The organism is Floridaenema evergladense BLCC-F167, assembly GCF_041929205.2.
Classification (GTDB): Bacteria; Cyanobacteriota; Cyanobacteriia; order Cyanobacteriales; family Aerosakkonemataceae; genus Floridanema; species Floridanema evergladense.
This window is the reverse complement of record NZ_CM171625.1, coordinates 5,237,336-5,255,352: the sequence shown is the minus strand read 5'-3', so window position 1 is coordinate 5,255,352 and position 18,017 is coordinate 5,237,336. Positions and strand designations below refer to the sequence as shown.

General features: G+C 40.5%; 17 protein-coding genes and 2 pseudogenes. 7 read left to right on the top strand and 12 right to left on the bottom strand.

Annotated elements, in window-relative coordinates; all coding sequences use genetic code 11:
- Window positions 1–102 precede the first annotated feature (102 nt).
- A pseudogene (locus tag ACE1CA_RS25305) lies at window positions 103–493 on the top strand (GxxExxY protein).
- A 135-nt stretch (window positions 494–628) separates the two neighbouring features.
- On the top strand, window positions 629–1,144 hold the full coding sequence (locus ACE1CA_RS25300) for a DUF937 domain-containing protein (RefSeq protein WP_413280916.1): 516 nt from the start codon (window positions 629–631) through the stop codon (window positions 1,142–1,144).
- Between the two features lie 49 nt (window positions 1,145–1,193).
- On the opposite strand, the gene ACE1CA_RS25295 is transcribed toward ACE1CA_RS25300, so the two are convergent.
- Window positions 1,194–2,066: an aldo/keto reductase gene (locus ACE1CA_RS25295; RefSeq protein ID WP_413280917.1), complete on the bottom strand. Its 873-nt coding sequence runs from the start codon at window positions 2,064–2,066 to the stop codon at window positions 1,194–1,196.
- Window positions 2,067–2,119: 53 nt separating this feature from the next.
- Complete coding sequence (locus ACE1CA_RS25290) at window positions 2,120–2,398, bottom strand: TIGR02450 family Trp-rich protein (RefSeq protein WP_413280918.1); 279 nt, start codon at window positions 2,396–2,398, stop codon at window positions 2,120–2,122.
- 86 nt (window positions 2,399–2,484) lie between these two features.
- Between ACE1CA_RS25290 and ACE1CA_RS25285 the strand changes: the two genes are divergently transcribed.
- Window positions 2,485–2,694 (top strand): hypothetical protein, encoded by a 210-nt coding sequence (locus tag ACE1CA_RS25285; protein WP_413280919.1) that lies wholly within the window; start codon window positions 2,485–2,487, stop codon window positions 2,692–2,694.
- A 198-nt stretch (window positions 2,695–2,892) separates the two neighbouring features.
- On the opposite strand, the gene petD is transcribed toward ACE1CA_RS25285, so the two are convergent.
- From petD to ACE1CA_RS25255, 6 genes are all read right to left on the bottom strand, one after another.
- A complete protein-coding gene (gene petD / locus ACE1CA_RS25280) occupies window positions 2,893–3,375 on the bottom strand; it encodes a cytochrome b6-f complex subunit IV (protein ID WP_413280920.1) in 483 nt (160 codons plus the stop codon).
- Window positions 3,376–3,431: 56 nt separating this feature from the next.
- Window positions 3,432–4,100 (bottom strand): cytochrome b6, encoded by a 669-nt coding sequence (gene petB / locus ACE1CA_RS25275; RefSeq protein WP_413280921.1) that lies wholly within the window; start codon window positions 4,098–4,100, stop codon window positions 3,432–3,434.
- 480 nt (window positions 4,101–4,580) lie between these two features.
- The gene (locus ACE1CA_RS25270) at window positions 4,581–5,498 is read right to left on the bottom strand and encodes a hypothetical protein (protein ID WP_413278613.1); all 918 of its coding nucleotides are present in this window, start codon (window positions 5,496–5,498) and stop codon (window positions 4,581–4,583) included.
- Between the two features lie 80 nt (window positions 5,499–5,578).
- Entirely contained in the window at window positions 5,579–6,181 is a 603-nt protein-coding gene (locus tag ACE1CA_RS25265; RefSeq protein WP_413278614.1) for a DUF1517 domain-containing protein, read from the bottom strand.
- A gap of 39 nt (window positions 6,182–6,220) precedes the next feature.
- The gene (locus ACE1CA_RS25260; RefSeq protein ID WP_413278615.1) at window positions 6,221–7,777 is read right to left on the bottom strand and encodes a pentapeptide repeat-containing protein; all 1,557 of its coding nucleotides are present in this window, start codon (window positions 7,775–7,777) and stop codon (window positions 6,221–6,223) included.
- Between the two features lie 117 nt (window positions 7,778–7,894).
- On the bottom strand, window positions 7,895–9,445 hold the full coding sequence (locus tag ACE1CA_RS25255) for a pentapeptide repeat-containing protein (protein WP_413278616.1): 1,551 nt from the start codon (window positions 9,443–9,445) through the stop codon (window positions 7,895–7,897).
- Between the two features lie 233 nt (window positions 9,446–9,678).
- Between ACE1CA_RS25255 and ACE1CA_RS25250 the strand changes: the two are divergent.
- The 4 genes and pseudogenes from ACE1CA_RS25250 to ACE1CA_RS25235 form a co-directional block, all read left to right on the top strand.
- A pseudogene (locus tag ACE1CA_RS25250) lies at window positions 9,679–9,979 on the top strand (amino acid permease); the annotation flags it as partial.
- 400 nt (window positions 9,980–10,379) lie between these two features.
- Complete coding sequence (locus ACE1CA_RS25245) at window positions 10,380–11,231, top strand: prephenate/arogenate dehydrogenase (protein ID WP_486517524.1); 852 nt, start codon at window positions 10,380–10,382, stop codon at window positions 11,229–11,231.
- A 271-nt stretch (window positions 11,232–11,502) separates the two neighbouring features.
- Window positions 11,503–12,747 (top strand): HhoA/HhoB/HtrA family serine endopeptidase, encoded by a 1,245-nt coding sequence (locus ACE1CA_RS25240; protein WP_413278619.1) that lies wholly within the window; start codon window positions 11,503–11,505, stop codon window positions 12,745–12,747.
- Between the two features lie 132 nt (window positions 12,748–12,879).
- Window positions 12,880–13,719 carry a GGDEF domain-containing protein gene (locus ACE1CA_RS25235; protein ID WP_413278620.1) on the top strand — a complete coding sequence of 280 codons (840 nt, stop codon included), beginning with the start codon at window positions 12,880–12,882 and terminating at the stop codon, window positions 13,717–13,719.
- Between the two features lie 301 nt (window positions 13,720–14,020).
- On the opposite strand, the gene ACE1CA_RS25230 is transcribed toward ACE1CA_RS25235, so the two are convergent.
- The 4 genes from ACE1CA_RS25230 to ACE1CA_RS25215 form a co-directional block, all read right to left on the bottom strand.
- Entirely contained in the window at window positions 14,021–15,112 is a 1,092-nt protein-coding gene (locus ACE1CA_RS25230) for a sensor histidine kinase (RefSeq protein WP_413278621.1), read from the bottom strand.
- 15 nt (window positions 15,113–15,127) lie between these two features.
- On the bottom strand, window positions 15,128–15,832 hold the full coding sequence (locus ACE1CA_RS25225) for a response regulator (protein ID WP_413278622.1): 705 nt from the start codon (window positions 15,830–15,832) through the stop codon (window positions 15,128–15,130).
- A 113-nt stretch (window positions 15,833–15,945) separates the two neighbouring features.
- Complete coding sequence (locus tag ACE1CA_RS25220; protein ID WP_413278623.1) at window positions 15,946–16,503, bottom strand: peroxiredoxin; 558 nt, start codon at window positions 16,501–16,503, stop codon at window positions 15,946–15,948.
- Between the two features lie 209 nt (window positions 16,504–16,712).
- Window positions 16,713–18,011, bottom strand: a complete 1,299-nt coding sequence (locus ACE1CA_RS25215) for a recombinase family protein (RefSeq protein WP_413278624.1) — start codon at window positions 18,009–18,011, stop codon at window positions 16,713–16,715.
- Window positions 18,012–18,017: the final 6 nt, after the last annotated feature.

The window sequence follows — 18,017 nt, the reverse complement described above, 5'->3', positions numbered from 1 at the left end:
TTTGACATAAAGGAGAGGGAGGTAAGAGGAATGAACCACGTTAGCGAAGCGAAACGCGCTAGCGTTTTAGACACGAAGGGCACGAAGGAAGAAGAGAGAAGAATGAAGTGGTTAAATGATGAGGTGGAGAGGTTAGCGTATCAGGTGATTGGGGCGGCGATTGAGGTGCATCGGGTGTTGGGGCCAGGATTTTTGGAGTCGGTGTATCAGCACGCTTTAGCTACCGAATTTCAGGCGCGTAATATACCTCATGAACCTAAGAAAAGTGTAGCAATCAATTACAAAGGTCATCAAGTTGGAGAGAGCGAATTAGATTTCCTAAGTTGGTAATATTTTAGTCGTTGAATTAAAAGCAGTAGAAAAACTAGCACCTATCCACGATGCCCAAGTCATCTCCTACCTAAAAGTAACCAAATGCCCCCTTGCCCTACTAATCAACTTTAACGTCCCCATCCTCAAAGAAGGTATAAAACGCATTATCCACAACTCTTAATTCCTCTTCTTCTTCTTCTTCCTTCGTGTCTTCGTGGTTCAAAAAAAACTCTTAAACCCTCTCCAAAGGACTAATCGGCTTAACATCCGCATTCATACCTACAAAGTATACTATATAACTCAAAAAGCTAAAACTATGGGACTTTTCGATCAAATACTCAACGCAGTTAATGACCCCAACTTGCAAGCTAATGCAGGTCAACTGACTAACATTTTCAATAGCGTCCAGCAGCTACAAAACAACCAAGGTACTGATAGTTCTACAATGCAAGCTGCTTTGTCGGGTGTTGGTAGTTTGGTGCGTTCTTCTTTACAGCAAAAGCGTGCTGAGGGTGGTAATCAATTAGTTGAAAGTATCATCAATCAATTTGCTGGAACTTCTCCTAATCCTTCTGCTGTTAATGCTTTGTTTGGTTCTCAGTGGGAATCTGTTGCAGATGTAGTTTCTCAAAGAACGGGGATCGATCGCAATACCATCCTCCAACTTCTCCCCATGTTAGTTCCTTTAGTACTCAATTTCCTCCAAGCTGGTAACAATCAGCAAAATCCCCAAGGTGGAAATCCTGTAGTTAATAGTTTCCTCGATGCTGATGGCGATGGCGATGTTGATATCGCTGACGCTATGCAAATGGCAGGTCGCTATTTCGGTTAATATTTAGTACGTTGTTGCGCTTTAGCGCTAAAGCGCAACAACGTACTTTTCAACCTTCTGTGCCTCGATCGATTCTACCTATTTCCGCCTCAGTTAACTCTACTTCTAACGCCCGCACTGAGTCCTCAATACTAGCAACTTTACTCGCCCCAGGAATCGGTACAACACAAGGCGATTTCGCTCTTAACCATGCTAAAACAATACAATATACTGATACTCCTTTTTCTGTTGCTAGGTTTGCGATCGCTTCTACATCTTCTAAACTACCCACTCTCCGACTTCCACCCAACGGACTCCAAGGTAAAAAAGTTAAACTCTCTCTCTCACAATATTTCAACACTCCATCAATTTCTGGTAAGCGATACCAAGGGTTAAATTGATTCTGCACCGAAACAATTTCTACTATCTCACGCGCCTCTTTAATCTGCTCAACTGAAAAGTTAGAAACGCCAACAAATTTAATTAATCCTTCGTCTACAGCTGCTTTCGCTACTTTCAGCGATTCTTTAATACTATACTCTGGATCGGGTGAATGATATTGCCATAAGTCGATCGCTTTCCCCCCACCCAACGCCGCAAAACTTTCCCTAATTGTCTTTCTTAAATGTTCAGGATTTCCATTCCTTGTCCATGCACCATTCGGACGCATCAATCCGCCTTTAGTAGCAACAATCACATTACTAACATCACCCGCATACTCGCTTAATGCCTTGGCAATTAGTTTCTCATTGTGATGTTTATCTGTTTCGTCTTTACAATAAGAATCCGCTGTATCAATAAATGTAATTCCCAAGTCAAGAGCACGATGTATGACTTGAATAGATTGCGATTCTGGCGGTCTGCTGCTTAACGACATCGGCATTCCACCCAGACCGATCGCACTTACACTAATATTAGTCTTTCCCAGACGTTTCTTTTCCATCACTAGACCTTGGTTGCACCGTAAAATTATACGTTACTCTAATCTCCGCTTGATTAAAGTATTTCTGATCTCATCTCATCTGATAAGTCTATCTCAATATTCTGGATTTCTTGTAAAGTTTGCCACCCCGCTTGCCACATTGTCCGATCTTTCAAAGCTTTAGCATTTATCCAAAATCGCACGTTTCGATCGCAAGAAGCTACCATCTCAGCAAATACCCATTCCCCTTGGTTTTTGCGATTTACTACTTGAAAATGTCTCCAACCCCAAGTTTTTTGTAAAGCTGTCCATTTGGAACCAACTAAATGGGGAAACTTCTGCTTTTTCGCCATCTTTCAACTTTATCTGTCTTCAGATAGTGTGTATTTCCTAATACTAATTTTAGGCTGAAAGCGTATGTTATTGGTGGAAAATAATTATGGCTGAAACACCTAAACAGCCGGGATATAAAGATAATATTGATGCGCCTCCTCAAACTGACGATGAAAGAGTCGTAGATCCCAGAGATTTAGTTCGCACTGGTAACATTCCCGACAACCCCAAAGAATTACTTTCTAATCCCGGTTTTGCCCCGCAAATGATTAATGAAGGCGACAATTTGCGGGGAGATTTACGAGAAGAGGAATAAAAGAATTAAGGTATAACTCAAATCAGGTAGCAGGGGAGGTAGAACCTCCCATATCTCGTTCCCAGGTTGAACCTGGGAACGAAAAACAGAGGCTCTGCCTCTTGAATCGCAAATCCAAAATCTAAAATAGCTTGATGCCTGCTGAACTTTTCTAACAATAAAAAAATTCAACAGGCATCAATTAAAACTTGCTTCAGTTTAGAACAAACCGAGAGTCAAAGATTTGTCGATCGGGAAAATTGCCCCAATACCTAACCAAAGAGTTACCAAAGTACCAAATAAAAATACTGCGGTTGCTAGTGGACGACGGAAGGGGTTTTGGAATTTGTTCACGCTTTCAATAAAAGGCACCAAAATCAAACCCGTTGGCACAGAAGCCATCAACAACACGCCCAACAATTTGTTAGGTACTGTACGCAAAATTTGGAATACAGGCCACAAATACCACTCTGGCAAAATTTCCAAAGGTGTGGCAAACGGATCGGCAGGTTCGCCCACCATAGCAGGGTCGAGAACTGCTAAACCGATACACAATGCGATCGTACCCATAATTACGATCGGGAAGGTGTACAACAAGTCATTAGGCCAAGCTGGTTCACCGTAATAGTTGTGACCCATGCCTTTAGCTAGTTTGGCACGTAATACGGGATCGCTAAGATCCGGTTTCTTCAGTACGGACATCTTTAAAAGTGCGCTCCTCTATTGAGATATCAAAAAACAACCGTTAACTTCCGATCTTACAAAGGCCCAGAGATACCTTGCTTGCGAATCATCAGGAAGTGTAACAGCATAAATACAGCAATCAACCAAGGCAGCACAAAGGTATGAGCGCTGTAATAACGAGTTAGGGTAGCTTGACCAACACTGGAACCACCCCGTAACAAGTCTGCAATCAATACACCAACTACGGGAATCGCTTCGGGTACACCACTAACGATTTTCACCGCCCAGTAACCAAGTTGATCCCAAGGTAAGGAGTAACCTGTTACACCAAAGGAAACAGTGATTACAGCCAAAACCACGCCTGTCACCCAAGTTAATTCGCGGGGCTTCTTGAAACCACCAGTCAAATAAACTCGGAAGATGTGCAGAATCATCATCAGCACCATCATGCTGGCAGACCAACGGTGGATGGAACGAATTAACCATCCAAAGTTGACTTCATTCATGATGTACTCTACAGAAGAAAATGCTTCCGTAACAGTTGGTTTGTAATAGAAGGTCATGGCAAATCCAGTGGCAAACTGGATTAAAAAGCAAACTAAGGTAATCCCACCCAAGCAATAAAAAATATTTACGTGGGGAGGTACATATTTGCTGGTTATATCTTCCTCAAGCGCTTGGATTTCCAGGCGTTCTTGGAACCAGTTATATACTGACGAGTCTTTTAACTGCTTAGTAAACATGAAGCAAGAGTTCCTAATCTAATGTATTGCTGATGTCGCGTTTCCCAATCTCCTGCTTTGAGGATGGGTTTAATTAAAAGCCAACCTTTGTCTGCTTTAGGGATAAAAATATTTGCCTCTAAGAACTGTAAGGCAAATACTGCCCGTATTTAATTTTATGCAGGTTGTTAGCTCAGTTGAGCATTGTATTCTCGATCCTTTAGGAAAGGATGAGCTTTGCTACGCTCTCACTTCTATTAAAAAAAGTAACATAGTCGGACATTGGTTTTCATAATTTCCCCAGCGGATTTGGGCAAGGCAGGGGAGGTGGGGAGGTGGGGAGGTGGGGAGATGGGGAGATGGGGAGGTGGGGAGGTGGGGAGATGGGGAGGTGGGGAGATGGGGAGATGGGGAGGTGGGGAGATGGGGAGATGGGGAGAGATCTAGATCTAGAAACTCCCCCCCATCCCCCTACCTCCCCACCTCCCCAGTCCCTATTACCTACCGTCTTCTACCAAAGCCACCGCTGCGGCTACTACCGAAGCCGGAGGTGCTCCGAGAGCGCCCGCCGCTACCGAAGCTGGAGGTGCCGCGAGAACTGGGTGCAGATTTACCTGATTGTCTCAGAGTACTGGAACCGAAACCGGAACCTGTGGCTCTTTGTCCGGGTGTGGTGCGGGTGGGTCGATCGACTCCACTACTCGCAGAAGGATAATTTCTCAGCCCACCCGTAGTACGGATATAAGCAGGGCGATTTCTAACTGCTGCTGGTGGTTGGTTATACCGTTGTTGGTAACTAGCAGTAGCTTGACTGTAAGTATTTCCATATCCACCGTAACCAGTCATTACGGACATTCCTGGTTGATAAACTGGTGGTACATAGTATCTCGGCGCAAACAACATATTGCCGACTAAGTTACCTGCTACTGCACCTGCAAATGGTGCCCAGAAACCTCCGCTTTCTTGCCGGACGATTACAGTTTGAGGTTGTCCGGTTTGCGGATCGGGGCGGTTTTCGGTGACTGCGCGGATATACTCAATTTTGAAGTCTTCTGGAATATGTAAGGATGTTTGACCGTTGTTTTCTACCTTTAGGTAACTCTTTTTGCCAGCGGCAACTTCTTCTGGGGTGAGTTGGGCCATTTGCAAGTCTGTGGTGCGGAAGTTGGCGGGTGTTCCTGGTGGTGTGTTGAGCAACATCAGGCTATATTCGCCGTTGGCATCGTTGTATCTTGCCTGTTGTACGGGGTATTCCCCGGCACTGATTTTGCTGGAAACTGTTCTAGCAGGAAAGCTCTGATTTCCTACTGGTGTGTTGGAAACCGTATTTCCGCCACCGCAAGCTACGGTAGTCCAACACAAGGTTAATGAGAGAAATATTACGGTGAGTTTACGGAGAGTCGATCGATTGATATTCATGCTGTTTTCAGGAACTTCGATTTGTAGTTAATCACTCTCTAGAGCTTAATAAAATTTTCTTCCGACTTTCAAATATCTAACTACAGAGGGATAAGTTCTGGATAATTTTCCAATATTTGATCGTCGGTTAGTTCATCACCTAATCTGGCTGGAGACCAATGTATTTGGATCGCTCTAAGAGTTCTTTGATAATGTAAATTAATTAGGGCTTTTAGACCAGCTTTGAGAGCGTTAATATCGGCAAGATCGGTTTCTAATTGAGGCACTTCGCCTTCAAATGCTACTGTGATCATAACAATTAAGTTACGAGTAACTGGTAGTGATAATGGTTCGGTTTCTCCTACCTGTTCGCCTGGGTACGAGTCACTCTTGTAACGTTCGGCGGAGTCAGTAAATAAATTACTTACTTCGTCGCCTGCTTCGCCTTCATCCCAAAATACGTTTCCTTCATTGGCTGCCGATCGCCAATATAAGTCATTTCGTAATAGCTCTTCGCAAATTTGTACTAATCCTTCTCCCAATACATCGATTTCACCTTCAGCATCAATTGCTTCTCTACCAACTCGATTAAGTAAGCCAATTATCGGGGCAACTTCATTACCTGCTAAATGAATAAAAATTCGACAGACAACAAAGCGGGTACGCCCCATCATTTTGTTCATGCGATCGCGCATACTACTCATCAATTACCTCATAACTCCAGTGCTTTAAGTTTATTTTAATTAGTTATGAGTAAAGTTTTTCACAAAGTTCGATATTATACTAGTTTCTGGTAAAGTGTATTTCGTAGATTCAATGGCAGTAATTTCATCAGGATCGACAAAGTTTGCTGATTTTACCCAATGTTTGCCAAAGTTAGGGTGATTATACACTGGCAAAGTTTGATCGCTTGAATTACATAAAACCGTTTGGGTAGGAGCATGAAAAAATTGCAATTTTTTGTGAATATTTAAAGCTGATTTCATTAATTTGATCTGGAATGTCTGGCTGAGTTCTGCTGTCAAAAATTCAGCAATGTTTTTGATTTTGGCTTTTTCTTTTTCTTGCAAAATGTTAAGGTTTTCCTCTTGTAATATTTGCAAAAAACGGACAAGATTTCTTTGAGTTGCTTCACTATCTACAAAAGGCAATATGGCAGCGAATGCAGCTGAAAATAATTGATTATCGTTTTCCATTGCAAAGGTCAACATGGTGCGACGATGACTAAGTTTAATAGTTGGTGGTTGGGATAATGGTGAATATTTTTGAGCGATTTCATAATAAGCAGTGGCTAAATTTATATGAGATTCGTGGTCTAAAGGAGCATCGATGATAATTTGAATTGTGGGTAATGTTTGATGAAAAAACTTTCTTACTTCATCAGGACTGAGGCGACGAATCTGCGTGCGATCGCCATCAGGACTCAAATCTAACCACTCGCAAATAATTCCCTCGGTTTTTAACCCAAATCTAGACACAGAATGCAGTTTTGCTCCCGTTAAATTGGCTCCTGATAAATTAGCATCAGTCCAGTCAGCATTCATTAATTTTGCTTCTCTTAAATCGGCATGAACAAAACTAGCATTATGTAAGTTAGTATTACTTAAATCAGCACCAGTTAAGTTAGCACCACTTAATTTAGCATCACTTAAATCAACCCAACGCAAATTGGCTCCGCGCAAGTCTACCCAACGCAAATTTGTTCCACTTAAATTCGCTCCACTCAAGTTACAAAAACTCAAATTTGCTTGTTTAAATTCAGCATTTGTAGCATTAGCACTACTTAAATCGGCTCTACTTAAATCTGCACCTTGCAGATTTGCTCCTTCTAAATTAGCAGCGATTAAAGAAGCACCTCTCAAGTCAGCAGAACTTAGGTTAGAGCGACTCAAATTAGATTGTCTCAGTTTTGCTTCCCTGAGATTAGCATTACTCAGGTTAGCACCAGTCAGATTCGCTCTACTAAGTTCTGCTCGAATTAATTCAGCCCTAATTAAGGCGGCTTCTACTAATTCTGCATCGCCTAAATTAGCTAAAATCAGATTAGCGACGTTGAGAATAGCGTAATTCAATTTAGCTTCAGATAAATTTGCACCACTGAGTCTGGTGACATTCAGTTTGGCATAACTCAGGTCTGATTTACTCAAATTTGCCCGACTGAGATTGGCTAAGCTTAAGTTTGCTTTAGTCAAAATTGCACCACTCAAGTTAACTCCGCTTAGTTGAGCTTCACATATATTGATTGCCGCAAAGTTACGCTCTCCATTTGCATAGCTGCTAAGTAATTCTTCTATTTCCATCTGGCTACCTTGCCATCAAACAGGGGACTTTTAAATTAACTGAACTTGTGGAGTTATGTACTCCTCAACTCTTATTTTAATTGTGGATTGCAGAAAATTCAAAAATTAATTGTAAATTTAGAGATAAGAATTTCTGAGAAAATCAAAAATTAAATTTATCGGAGGCAGCGTGGATTTTGTATCGCTTACTCTCTCTGGTAAATTTTCCCAAGAATTATTAATCACAAAGCGTTTCCCAAAGTTAGAATCTTGATAAATGTTTAAAGCTTGCTCGCTAGAGTTAGTCAGTGTCACCTGTGCTGGAGCTTTGAAAAATTCGCTCTTACTGATATTTTTACTTAAGTATTTGTCTAGCTTAATCTTTTTGATATTTTTATTAATTTGGTTAACGTGATTGGTAATTTTTTCTAATTCAGTTTTTTCTGATTCAAGTAATAAATACTCTTCGGCTCGTTCTTGAACAATTCGCATAATTGAAGATATATTTTCTTGAATAATTTTACTATTTTCAAACGGACAAACAGCTAAATAAGCACTGATGAACAACTGTCCATCGTTATCAATTCTTAAGGTGATTGTAGTTCTTCTTTCGCTAACTTCAATACTAGCTGGACGGTTAAAACTAGAGTATTCTTTGTAGATCTGATAATATGTTTCGGCTAAAGCAAAGTTAGCTTCTTGATCTAAAGAAGCATCAATAATAATCCGAATTGTTGGGGAAGTTTGATGAAAAAATCTGCTGGCTTCTTCGGCGCTTAGGCGATAAATTTGCGATCGATCTCCTTCAGGACTCAAATCCACCCACTCACAATTTATCCCTTCAGTCTTGATGCCAAACCTAGACACTGCATAGAGTTTAGCCCCCGTTAAATTTGCTCCAGTTAAATCTGCACCAATCCAATCTACCTGAATTAAATTAGCTTGAGATAAGTCAGTATGCACCAAACTAGTATTCATTAGATTAGCATTACTTAAATCTGCACCGCTCAAATTTGCACCGCTTAGTTTAGCTTCACTAAGATTCGCCCACCTTAAATTTACCCCACTTAAATCAGCCCATCTTAAATTTGCTCCCCGCAAATCCGCCCCCGTCAAATTCGCCATGCCTAAATTCGCTTGTCTGAGTTCTGCGCCACGTAAATCTGTACCGCTTAAATCGGCTCGGCTTAATTCTGCACCATGTAAATTTGCTTGTTGTAAATTAGCTCCAGTCAAACTAGTTCCCCGCAAATTAGCTTCACTTAAATTAGCTCCTCTTAAATTAGCTAATCTTAGCCTAGCTTCTCCTAAATCTGCTCCCGTAAGATTAGCTTCACTCAAATTAGCTCCACTCAGTTCCGCCCGAATTAATTCAGTCCGAATCATTGCTGCTTGAAATAAATCCGCTTCCCGCAAGTCAGCCCTAGCTAAATTAGCTACATTCAGAATGGCTCCAGATAAATTTGCTTGGGTTAGATTCGCGCCGCTGAGCCTTGCTACATTAAGTTTTGCTTGGGTAAAATTAACTTGGCTGAGGTTGGCTCCACTGAGATTTGATATACTCAAATTCGCTTCGGTCAAATTTGCTCCACTCAAGTTAATTCCACTTAGGTTTGCTTCGGTTAAGTTAATCCCAGTGAAATCCCGGAGTCCTTGGGAATATTTATTTAAAAATTCTTCTACTTCCATAACACTACCTTAGAAACACCCAAATTTAAGCGATAAAATTTTGTTTTGGGTTTTGCCAATAGCAAATTTAGTAAGCTGCTGAATGAATATTGGCATTTTAAACCCAGAATTAGACGATAAACTGATATGACACTACATTTTGCCTATATTTACTATGGTGAGGAATCGATGAGTCTATCCTAAGCTAGGATTTTCTGTAAGCTAGAGCCATTCATTATATATGCGGATTGTATATGGCTTTCTACGGTCAACTAAAAGAATTTATATTGGGTGAATCTCTACCAACTAGCACTCACGCGGAAGAACGATTAAGTAAAGCCGCTGCGTTAGCAGTACTTTCCTGGGATGCTCTCTTGTCAGTTGCTTATGCTAGTGAGGAAATTTTACTAGTTTTGGTTGCTGCTGGTAGTGGGGCGCTCAGTTGGTCTTTGCCGATCGCCGCTGGGATTGTTATCCTACTGGTAATTGTGGTCTTATCCTATCGTCAGACTATTCGCGTACCCCAAAGGGGGTAGCTCTTATAAGCTGTTCCGCATTTAAATTGGATTGTTTGGAAACAGAAGAAAATTCGTCTAATTCTCTCCCCTGCCCCCCTGCCCCCCTGCTCCCCTGCAATCTTAATAAGTGATTTAAATGCGTGACAGCTTATTGTGGCTCGTGAGAACTTGGGTTTATATCCGGGATTAGTGCGGGGGTAAGCGAATCAGGGCGGATTTTTATGATTCCTACCTATACATTTTGTGAAATTTGTCGATGAGTTTGAAAACAAACATGAGGAACTTTTATCAACGGTAATTATTCCCGCTTTTGTGACCCGAAATTGGTGGGAAAATTTATTACATAACCAAACAAGTTGATTTCTGAAGTTGGCTTTAAGGGCAAAAAAAGGTAGAGTAGTGACTACAGTGCGGTATTTCTTGTAACTAAATTAGAGATGAATATTGGAATTGTAGGGTTAGGTTTAATTGGTGGTTCTTTGGCGTTGGATTTACGATCGCTTGGTTATCAAGTTTTGGGTGTCAGTCGGCGCGAGTCAACTTGCCAAATCGCGATCGAGCGAGGTATTGTTAATGATGCCAGCGTGAATCTCTCACTTTTAGCCGCAGCAGATGTGGTGTTTATTTGTACACCTTTAGATTTAATTATTCCTACTATTGAACAATTACTTCCCCATCTTTCGCCACAAGCAATCGTAACTGATGTGGGTTCGGTTAAATCACCAATTGTGACAGAAGCAGTCAAAATTTGGCCTAATTTTATCGGCGGACATCCGATGGCGGGAACTGCTGAAAGTGGCATAGATGCGGCGCAATCTAATTTGTTTGTAGGCAACCCTTACGTACTAACTCCAGTAAAAAATTCTACTCCTGAAGCAGTTAAAATAGTCGGGGAAATTGTCCGATCGCTCCAAGCTAAATTTTATCTTTGTCGTCCCGAAGAACATGATAAAGCAGTAGCTTGGATTTCCCATTTACCAGTCATGATTAGCGCTAGTTTAATCGGTGCTTGCTTAAGTGAAAATGAGATCGATGTATTAGAATTAGCACAAAATTTAGCTAGTTCGGGATTTCGAGATACGAGTCGGGTAGGTGGCGGAAATCCCGAATTAGGAGTGTTGATGGCAACCTACAATCAAGAGCAATTGTTGCGATCGCTCTTTTCCTATCGTCAAACTCTCGATCGATTAATTACCCACATCCAGCAAGGAGATTGGAATTCCTTAGCAGATATCCTCCAAACAACCCAACAAGCTAGACCCCAATTCTTATCATCCAAAGAACTTTGAGCAAAGAAAGGTAGAAAGCAGAAGCGGAAAAAACGTTTCCCTTCTCTAAATTTATTTAGGGTAAAAAATTGCCATCAAATTGACATACGCTTGTAATCAAAGTGTCACACACGATATCTAGAATCAAAAACGTAAAGCAAAACAGTCTACTACTAAAGATAAGTCTTATGGAGTATCTCCGGATCGGAAGTCACTACTTACGAGATTAAGAACTATTGCCATCCCATCACAGAAAATACCAGAATTGAAACTTCAGGAGAATTAAAGAAAAATGGAAATCAAAGACACAAAACCTAACGATCGAGGAACTAAAAAATTTGCTATGCCCAAGGTAGCTACCTATTTATCGTTAGTGCTATTAGGATCGGGAATTAGCTTGGCAGGTAGCAATCTATTATCACAAAACAATCTGCCTTCTCAAGCCACTGATAAATCAACTACCCCGAACATCATAGCCCAATTACCATTTAACTCAGATAGCAATTTTGTTACTAATGTAGTGCAGGAAGTAGGGTCAGCAGTAGTCAGAATTGACTCTTCGAGAAGCGTGAGTACGAGAATGCCGAGAGGTATGGAGGAAGATCCATTTTACGGGCAATTTTTCGGTGGTCGGGGAATGCCAGACTACCCGCAGCGATCGCGCCAAGTCAGCGAAACTGGTTCCGGGTTTATTATCAACTCTGACGGTCACATTTTAACTAACGCCCACGTCGTTTCCGGTAGTGACACCGTAAGAGTTACCCTCAAAGATGGTCGGGCTTTAACAGGTAAAGTGTTAGGTGCAGACTCAGTGACTGATGTAGCAGTAGTGAAAGTTGAGGGGAACAACTTGCCAACAGTCAAGCTGGGTAACTCAGATAGTTTAAAACCGGGTGAATGGGCGATCGCGATCGGCAACCCCCTTGGTTTAGATAATACCGTCACCACAGGAATTGTCAGCGCCACAGGTCGCAGCGGTCGTCAAGTCGGCGTTCCCGATCAAAGAGTTAGGTTTGTACAAACAGACGCAGCCATTAACCCAGGAAATTCCGGTGGCCCACTGTTAAACGCCTCTGGTGAAGTAATTGGCATCAACACAGCTATCATTCAAGGTGCCCAAGGCATTGGTTTTGCTATCCCAGTCAACACCGCGAAAAGTATTGCTGACAAGTTAATCTCTCAAGGTAAGGTGCAACATCCTTACTTAGGTATTCAGATGGTAGACCTAACTCCTGAGATAAAGCAAAACATTAACAGCGACCCCGAACTAAATCTAAACGTCAATGAAGACGATGGCGTATTGATTGTTCGAGTCATGCCAAATTCCCCAGCCGAAAAAGCCGGGTTACGTTCAGGTGATATTATCAGCAAAATCAACAATCAATCGGTGAAAGACTCCAACTCCGTACAACAAGCTGTAGATGCCAGCAACGTTGGTGCTCGTTTGCCAATCGAAGTCCGTCGCAGCGGTCAGAATGTTGATGTAGTTGTGCAACCGAGCGCTTTGCCAAATAGACAGCAACAGCAACCAGAATAAGGAAATAAGGAAAGCCAAAGCACATAAACAAGTAAACTAACGTAAATTTGCTTCTAGGGATAGGTCTTTAGCCTATCCCTTTTGTATGATTAAAGAGTCATACTAACTAATAACGCTCTCAAGGAATTTGTGGTGTACCTATTTAGATATCTGGAAAATAAATCGAGGTCTTTTGTAATTGGACTCAGTATTTTACTGGTAATTCTTATCAGTTTCATTGATTACGTAGTCTCACCTGATATTGCTTCCGTATTTTTTCTGCTTCCTGTAGCTTTAGTTAGTTGGTGTGTTAGTGAAAAATTTGGCATATTAATCTCTTTCATTTGTGCCACTGCCTGGTTTTTAATTCATTTATTAAAAGGGGAAGTTGTCTCACCAAATTATCTCCCTTATTGGAATGCTTTCATTCGTTTAGCCTTTTATTTGACGGTAAACTATCTGTTTGCAGAATTACATAACGCTCGGAAAAGAGAAAGTAAATTAGCCAGAACAGATGAAATAACTGGCGTGGCTAACCGAAAGTTGTTTGTTGAGTTGGCTAGTATGGAGTTAAAGAAGTCACGGCGTTATGGTCATCCTTTTACAATAACTTATATTGATTTAGATAATTTTAAAAATATTAATGATTATGGTGGTTATAAAGTTGGCGATCATGTTTTACAAGTAGTAGCACAAACTATTAAACATACAGTGCGAGAGACTGATATTGTGGCTCGAATTGGTGGGGATGAATTTATTATTTTCTTGCCGGGACTAGCTTATGAACCTGCTCAAATAGTTATTAATAGAGTTCGCAATATACTTTCCGAAACTATGGAAAAAAATGTTTGGCCTGTAACTTTTAGTATCGGTGCTATTACTTATATTAATCCTCCAGAAACAGTTGATGAGATTATCGAAAAAGCTGATTATTTAATGTACATTATTAAGAATAAAAGTAAAAATGTTATTGAACATATTACAGAAATATAAATTAATTATTGATTTTTTGGTGATTTAGCGCTATTATTAACTCAATAATAGCGCTGGAGTGCCTACAAGATAAAAATTTTTCAGTGATAATATTTAAGAATTGGGAAATAGTAAGGAAATTGCTAATATCCCAAATAAACTGAGAAGAGTAACGGAAATTATAGCTAAAAATGTTGTCAACATATTAAATAGTAAATGAGAATTGAGTGATAGTAAGCATTAATGCAAAATAGAATTTTACATCCTTAAATTATCAAGTAGATGTCACAAAGCAATGATCTTTTTATGTCAAAGCTATGACTTAAGCTAAAGGTAGAAAGAAGCGAAATATACTACCTTGACCAAGCTGGCTTTCTACTTCAATTCGACCACCTTGTAATTCTACTAAACGGCGAGAGATAGCTAAACCTATTCCTGTTCCTCCAGAATACCTTGCTCTGGAACGATCGGCCCGCCAAAAACGCTCAAATACATGAGGTAAATCGTCTGGGGAAATTCCCAGTCCTGTGTCAATTATGGCAATCCAAAGTTTACCAGATTCAGTCCAAGCTCGCAAGGTGATTGTACCTTGGCTAGTGTAGCGAATGGCGTTTCCCAATAGGTTGACTAAGATTTGTTCTACGCGATCGATATCTGCTAATACTAAAGGTAATTGTGCCGGACATTGTAAGCTTAAAATTGGCCCATCTTCTAATAATTGGTCGGCAAATTTTTGCACTAATAACTCAAATAAAGGTCGCAAATTGACAGGTTGTAAATTAATTGGTAAGTATCCGGCTTCTGCTTTAGAAAGTTCTTGCAAATCATTAACTAATCTTTCCAAACGCTTGGTTTCTCTCGCTAATTGCTGATAGATTTCTGGTGACGGTGCAATTTTGCCATCAGCAAGTTCTTCTAAATAACCGCGAACTACTGTTAATGGAGTGCGTAATTCATGAGATAAATCGCTGACTAATTCTCGACGGCGTACTTCTACACCTTCGATACTGGAAGCCATTTGATTAAAACTAGTTCCCAGTTGATTAAGTTCAGGAATTTCTAAGGAAGGTACTCGTTCATCTAAGTGTCCAGTGGCAAATTTTTGGGTAATTTCTTCCATTTGGTTTAATGGTTGAACTATGCGCCGAGATACCCAATAACTTAATCCTCCCGCAGCAGTAGCGCCAGCTAAAACTGACCAAAAGGTACTCCGACTCCAAGCAATTTCAAATCCTTGAATTAGTCTAGTTCTAGCGTAACGGATTTGGTAGCCGTCACCTTCTAGTTGTTGTAAATGGAGAATAAATATTTTTGGCGAGGAGATTTTGCCAATAATTACTAAGCTGAGAACTCCCACCATCATTACTAGGAGGTGAGAGAGGAATAAACGCGATCGCAAACCAACTTTGCTCATAAAATCAATTAATATCTAACCAGGGTCTTCAAATTTGTAACCCACCCCAATTACAGTTTTAATAAATGTAGGATTTGCTGGGTCTGGTTCAATTTTTTTTCGCAATCTGGCGACGTGAGTATCAACTACTCGTTCATCACCAAAAAAGTCATCTCCCCAAAGTTTATCGATTAATTGAGTACGGTTCCAAGCCCGATTCGGTTGACTAATAAAAGTACTCAACAAGTTAAATTCTAACGTAGTTAAGTCTAATGTTTCTAATTCATTAGGATACAATTGTCGTTGAGCGGTACGTTGATCTATATCAACAATAAAATGAGGTGTTCGGTAGACTAAACTGTTGCCTCCTTGTCGTAAACTGCGCCGCAATAATGCCCGAACTCTAGCAACTAATTCTCTCGGACTAAAAGGTTTAACTAAATAGTCATCTGCGCCTGTGGATAAGCCGATTACGCGATCGATCTCTTCACCTTTAGCAGTTAACATTAAAATATAAGGGTCTTTTGGCCCTGGTTTTTGCCGAATCCGGGCACAAACTTCTAAACCATCCAACCCAGGTAACATTAAATCTAAAATAATTAAATCTGGTTGTTGTTGCTGAAAAATTTGTAAAGCACTCAATCCATCCCGGCTTTGTTGACAGGAAAATCCTTCATTTTCCAAAGTTAATTGAATTAATTTAGCGATTTCCGGCTCATCTTCAACAATCAAAATTTCCATGTTTACCTGTCATATAAACTTTTAGTTTGTAAGGTGCGTCAGAACTCGCAAATTATTTTAACTCGTATCTAATTGTAGTGTCTGACGCACCCTACTGTTACTAAGAATATGTTTTAAGAAGATGCTTCCTGCAATTCATTAAGACGTGCTAAAACTTCTCGACTATGAATTGATGGATTGACTCCTGTGAAAATTTCCCGGATTACTCCTTTGGGGTCGATAATAAAAGTGTGACGCATGGAGAGAGCACCTAACCAAGAGCCATAACCTTTACTAACTTTGCCATCGGTATCAGCAAGTAAAGGAAATTTCAAGCCTTCTGACTCACAAAATTCGGCATGGGTATTTACAGAATCAGCACTAACACCAATTATTTTGGTATTGATTTGTTGATATTTCGGCAAATCTTGTTGAAATCTCCGAGCTTCTAAAGTGCAACCAGAAGTAAAATCTTTGGGATAAAAATAAAGGACTACCCATTTCCCACGATAATCAGCGAGCGATACTTCACCGTCGCCTGTGTTTGTGGGTAATGTAAATGTTGGTGCGGGTTGATTTAAAGGAGGAAGTTTACCTCCAAGAGCATCTGCACCTGGAATAAAGTTAACCCAAGGAACTAAGGCTAAACAAAGAACAAGTAAGATGCTAAAAAGATGACGAAGGAGTTTCATTGGAGGAACGAAAGACGCTGTTTTACATAATTTTACAATGTTCTAATTTAAATTTGCTATTTGTGTTGTAAATTTCTCCTTTTCCTCTCTTGCAGCAATGGAGGTAGAACCTCCTTTCACCTCGTTCCCAGGTTGAACCTGGGAACGAGAAACATAGAGGCTCCGCCTCTTGGTGCAAGATCTAAGTTAAGAAATGGCTAAGAATAGATTTAGGTAAAAAAGATAAATTTGATTTGTAATTGCCAGTCTTCATCTTGTCGCCAAAGTTGAATTTCTCGAATAAATTCCCGGAAATAAAATCTACGTTCCGATTCAGACAAATCTTGCCAAAATTGGGGAATTGAGACAGCTTGAGCAGTTTCGCGCAAATTTACTGGCGGTAATTCTGCTAATTTTGATTGCAGTTGAGCAATTTCTGTGCGGAGTTTGTAAGCGCGAATTTGGGAGGTTTCTTGGTCTAAAATTCCTTGCTGAATTAAGTTAGGTAATTGGCTAAGAATTTGTTGCTTTTGAGCGATCGCATTTGCTAAACTTTTTTTCATGTCTTCCATATCTGGTAATTGCATTTGAGCGACTGCTTGCGGCAAATCTCGACAGATTAATTGAATAGTTTGCTCTAGTATTTTCTGATATGATATAGCTGAGCATTTAGGAGATTTGGGGCAGTTAATGGGGCGTAAATAAAGATATTCTTTGTCTTTTTTATGTGTAGTGACTCTGGTAATATTCATTGGCGATCGACATTCGCCACAAATAACTAATCCAGCTAAGGAACGTGGCGCACTAGCGGTACGAGGAGACATTTGTTGATTGCGGCGTAACAGGCGATCGATCTGTGCTGCTTCTTCTCTAGAAATTATGGCAGCATGGGTATCAGAAATAATTTGATTGTTTTGATAAGCTAAATCGCCTCGATAAACGGGATTAATTAACCAACGTTTTCCGGTAGATACTGATATTTTTTTCCCATATTTCTTGGCTAAATAACGAACAGCCCCCCGCAAAGAACCAAAGAGTAAAAATTGCTCAAAAAAGTAGCGAACTACGGGAGCAGAACTTTTATCTATGATATATTTGTCTTTACCTCGACGATAACCGTAGGGTGCTTTGCCAGGGGGAGGTAAGGCTTTTAAACGATTGCGGGCGTGTCCTTGTTTTAAACGACGACTGCGTTGGGTATTTTGAATTTCTTGTAATAGTTTGAGTAGGTCGATTTTGCTATTTTGGGTAATGGGAGAATCTTTGTCTCCGATAATCAATTTAACACCGAGGGATTCGATTTCTTGGAGGCGATCGCATACTTCCTGTACAGAATCTCCTAATTCTGCTAAACTGCGAATTAGTAAATGCTCTGGTGGCTCACTTTGGCTTTTAACTAACAGTTGTTTTAGTTGTTCTCGCCCGCCAAAATCTTGGTAAATTTGCTCTACTTCTGCGGAAAAAACATCTGCTTCGGGTGCTGTTTCCCACAAAGGATCGCTGTAAATATAAGCAATGTTTTTGACCATCAGCCT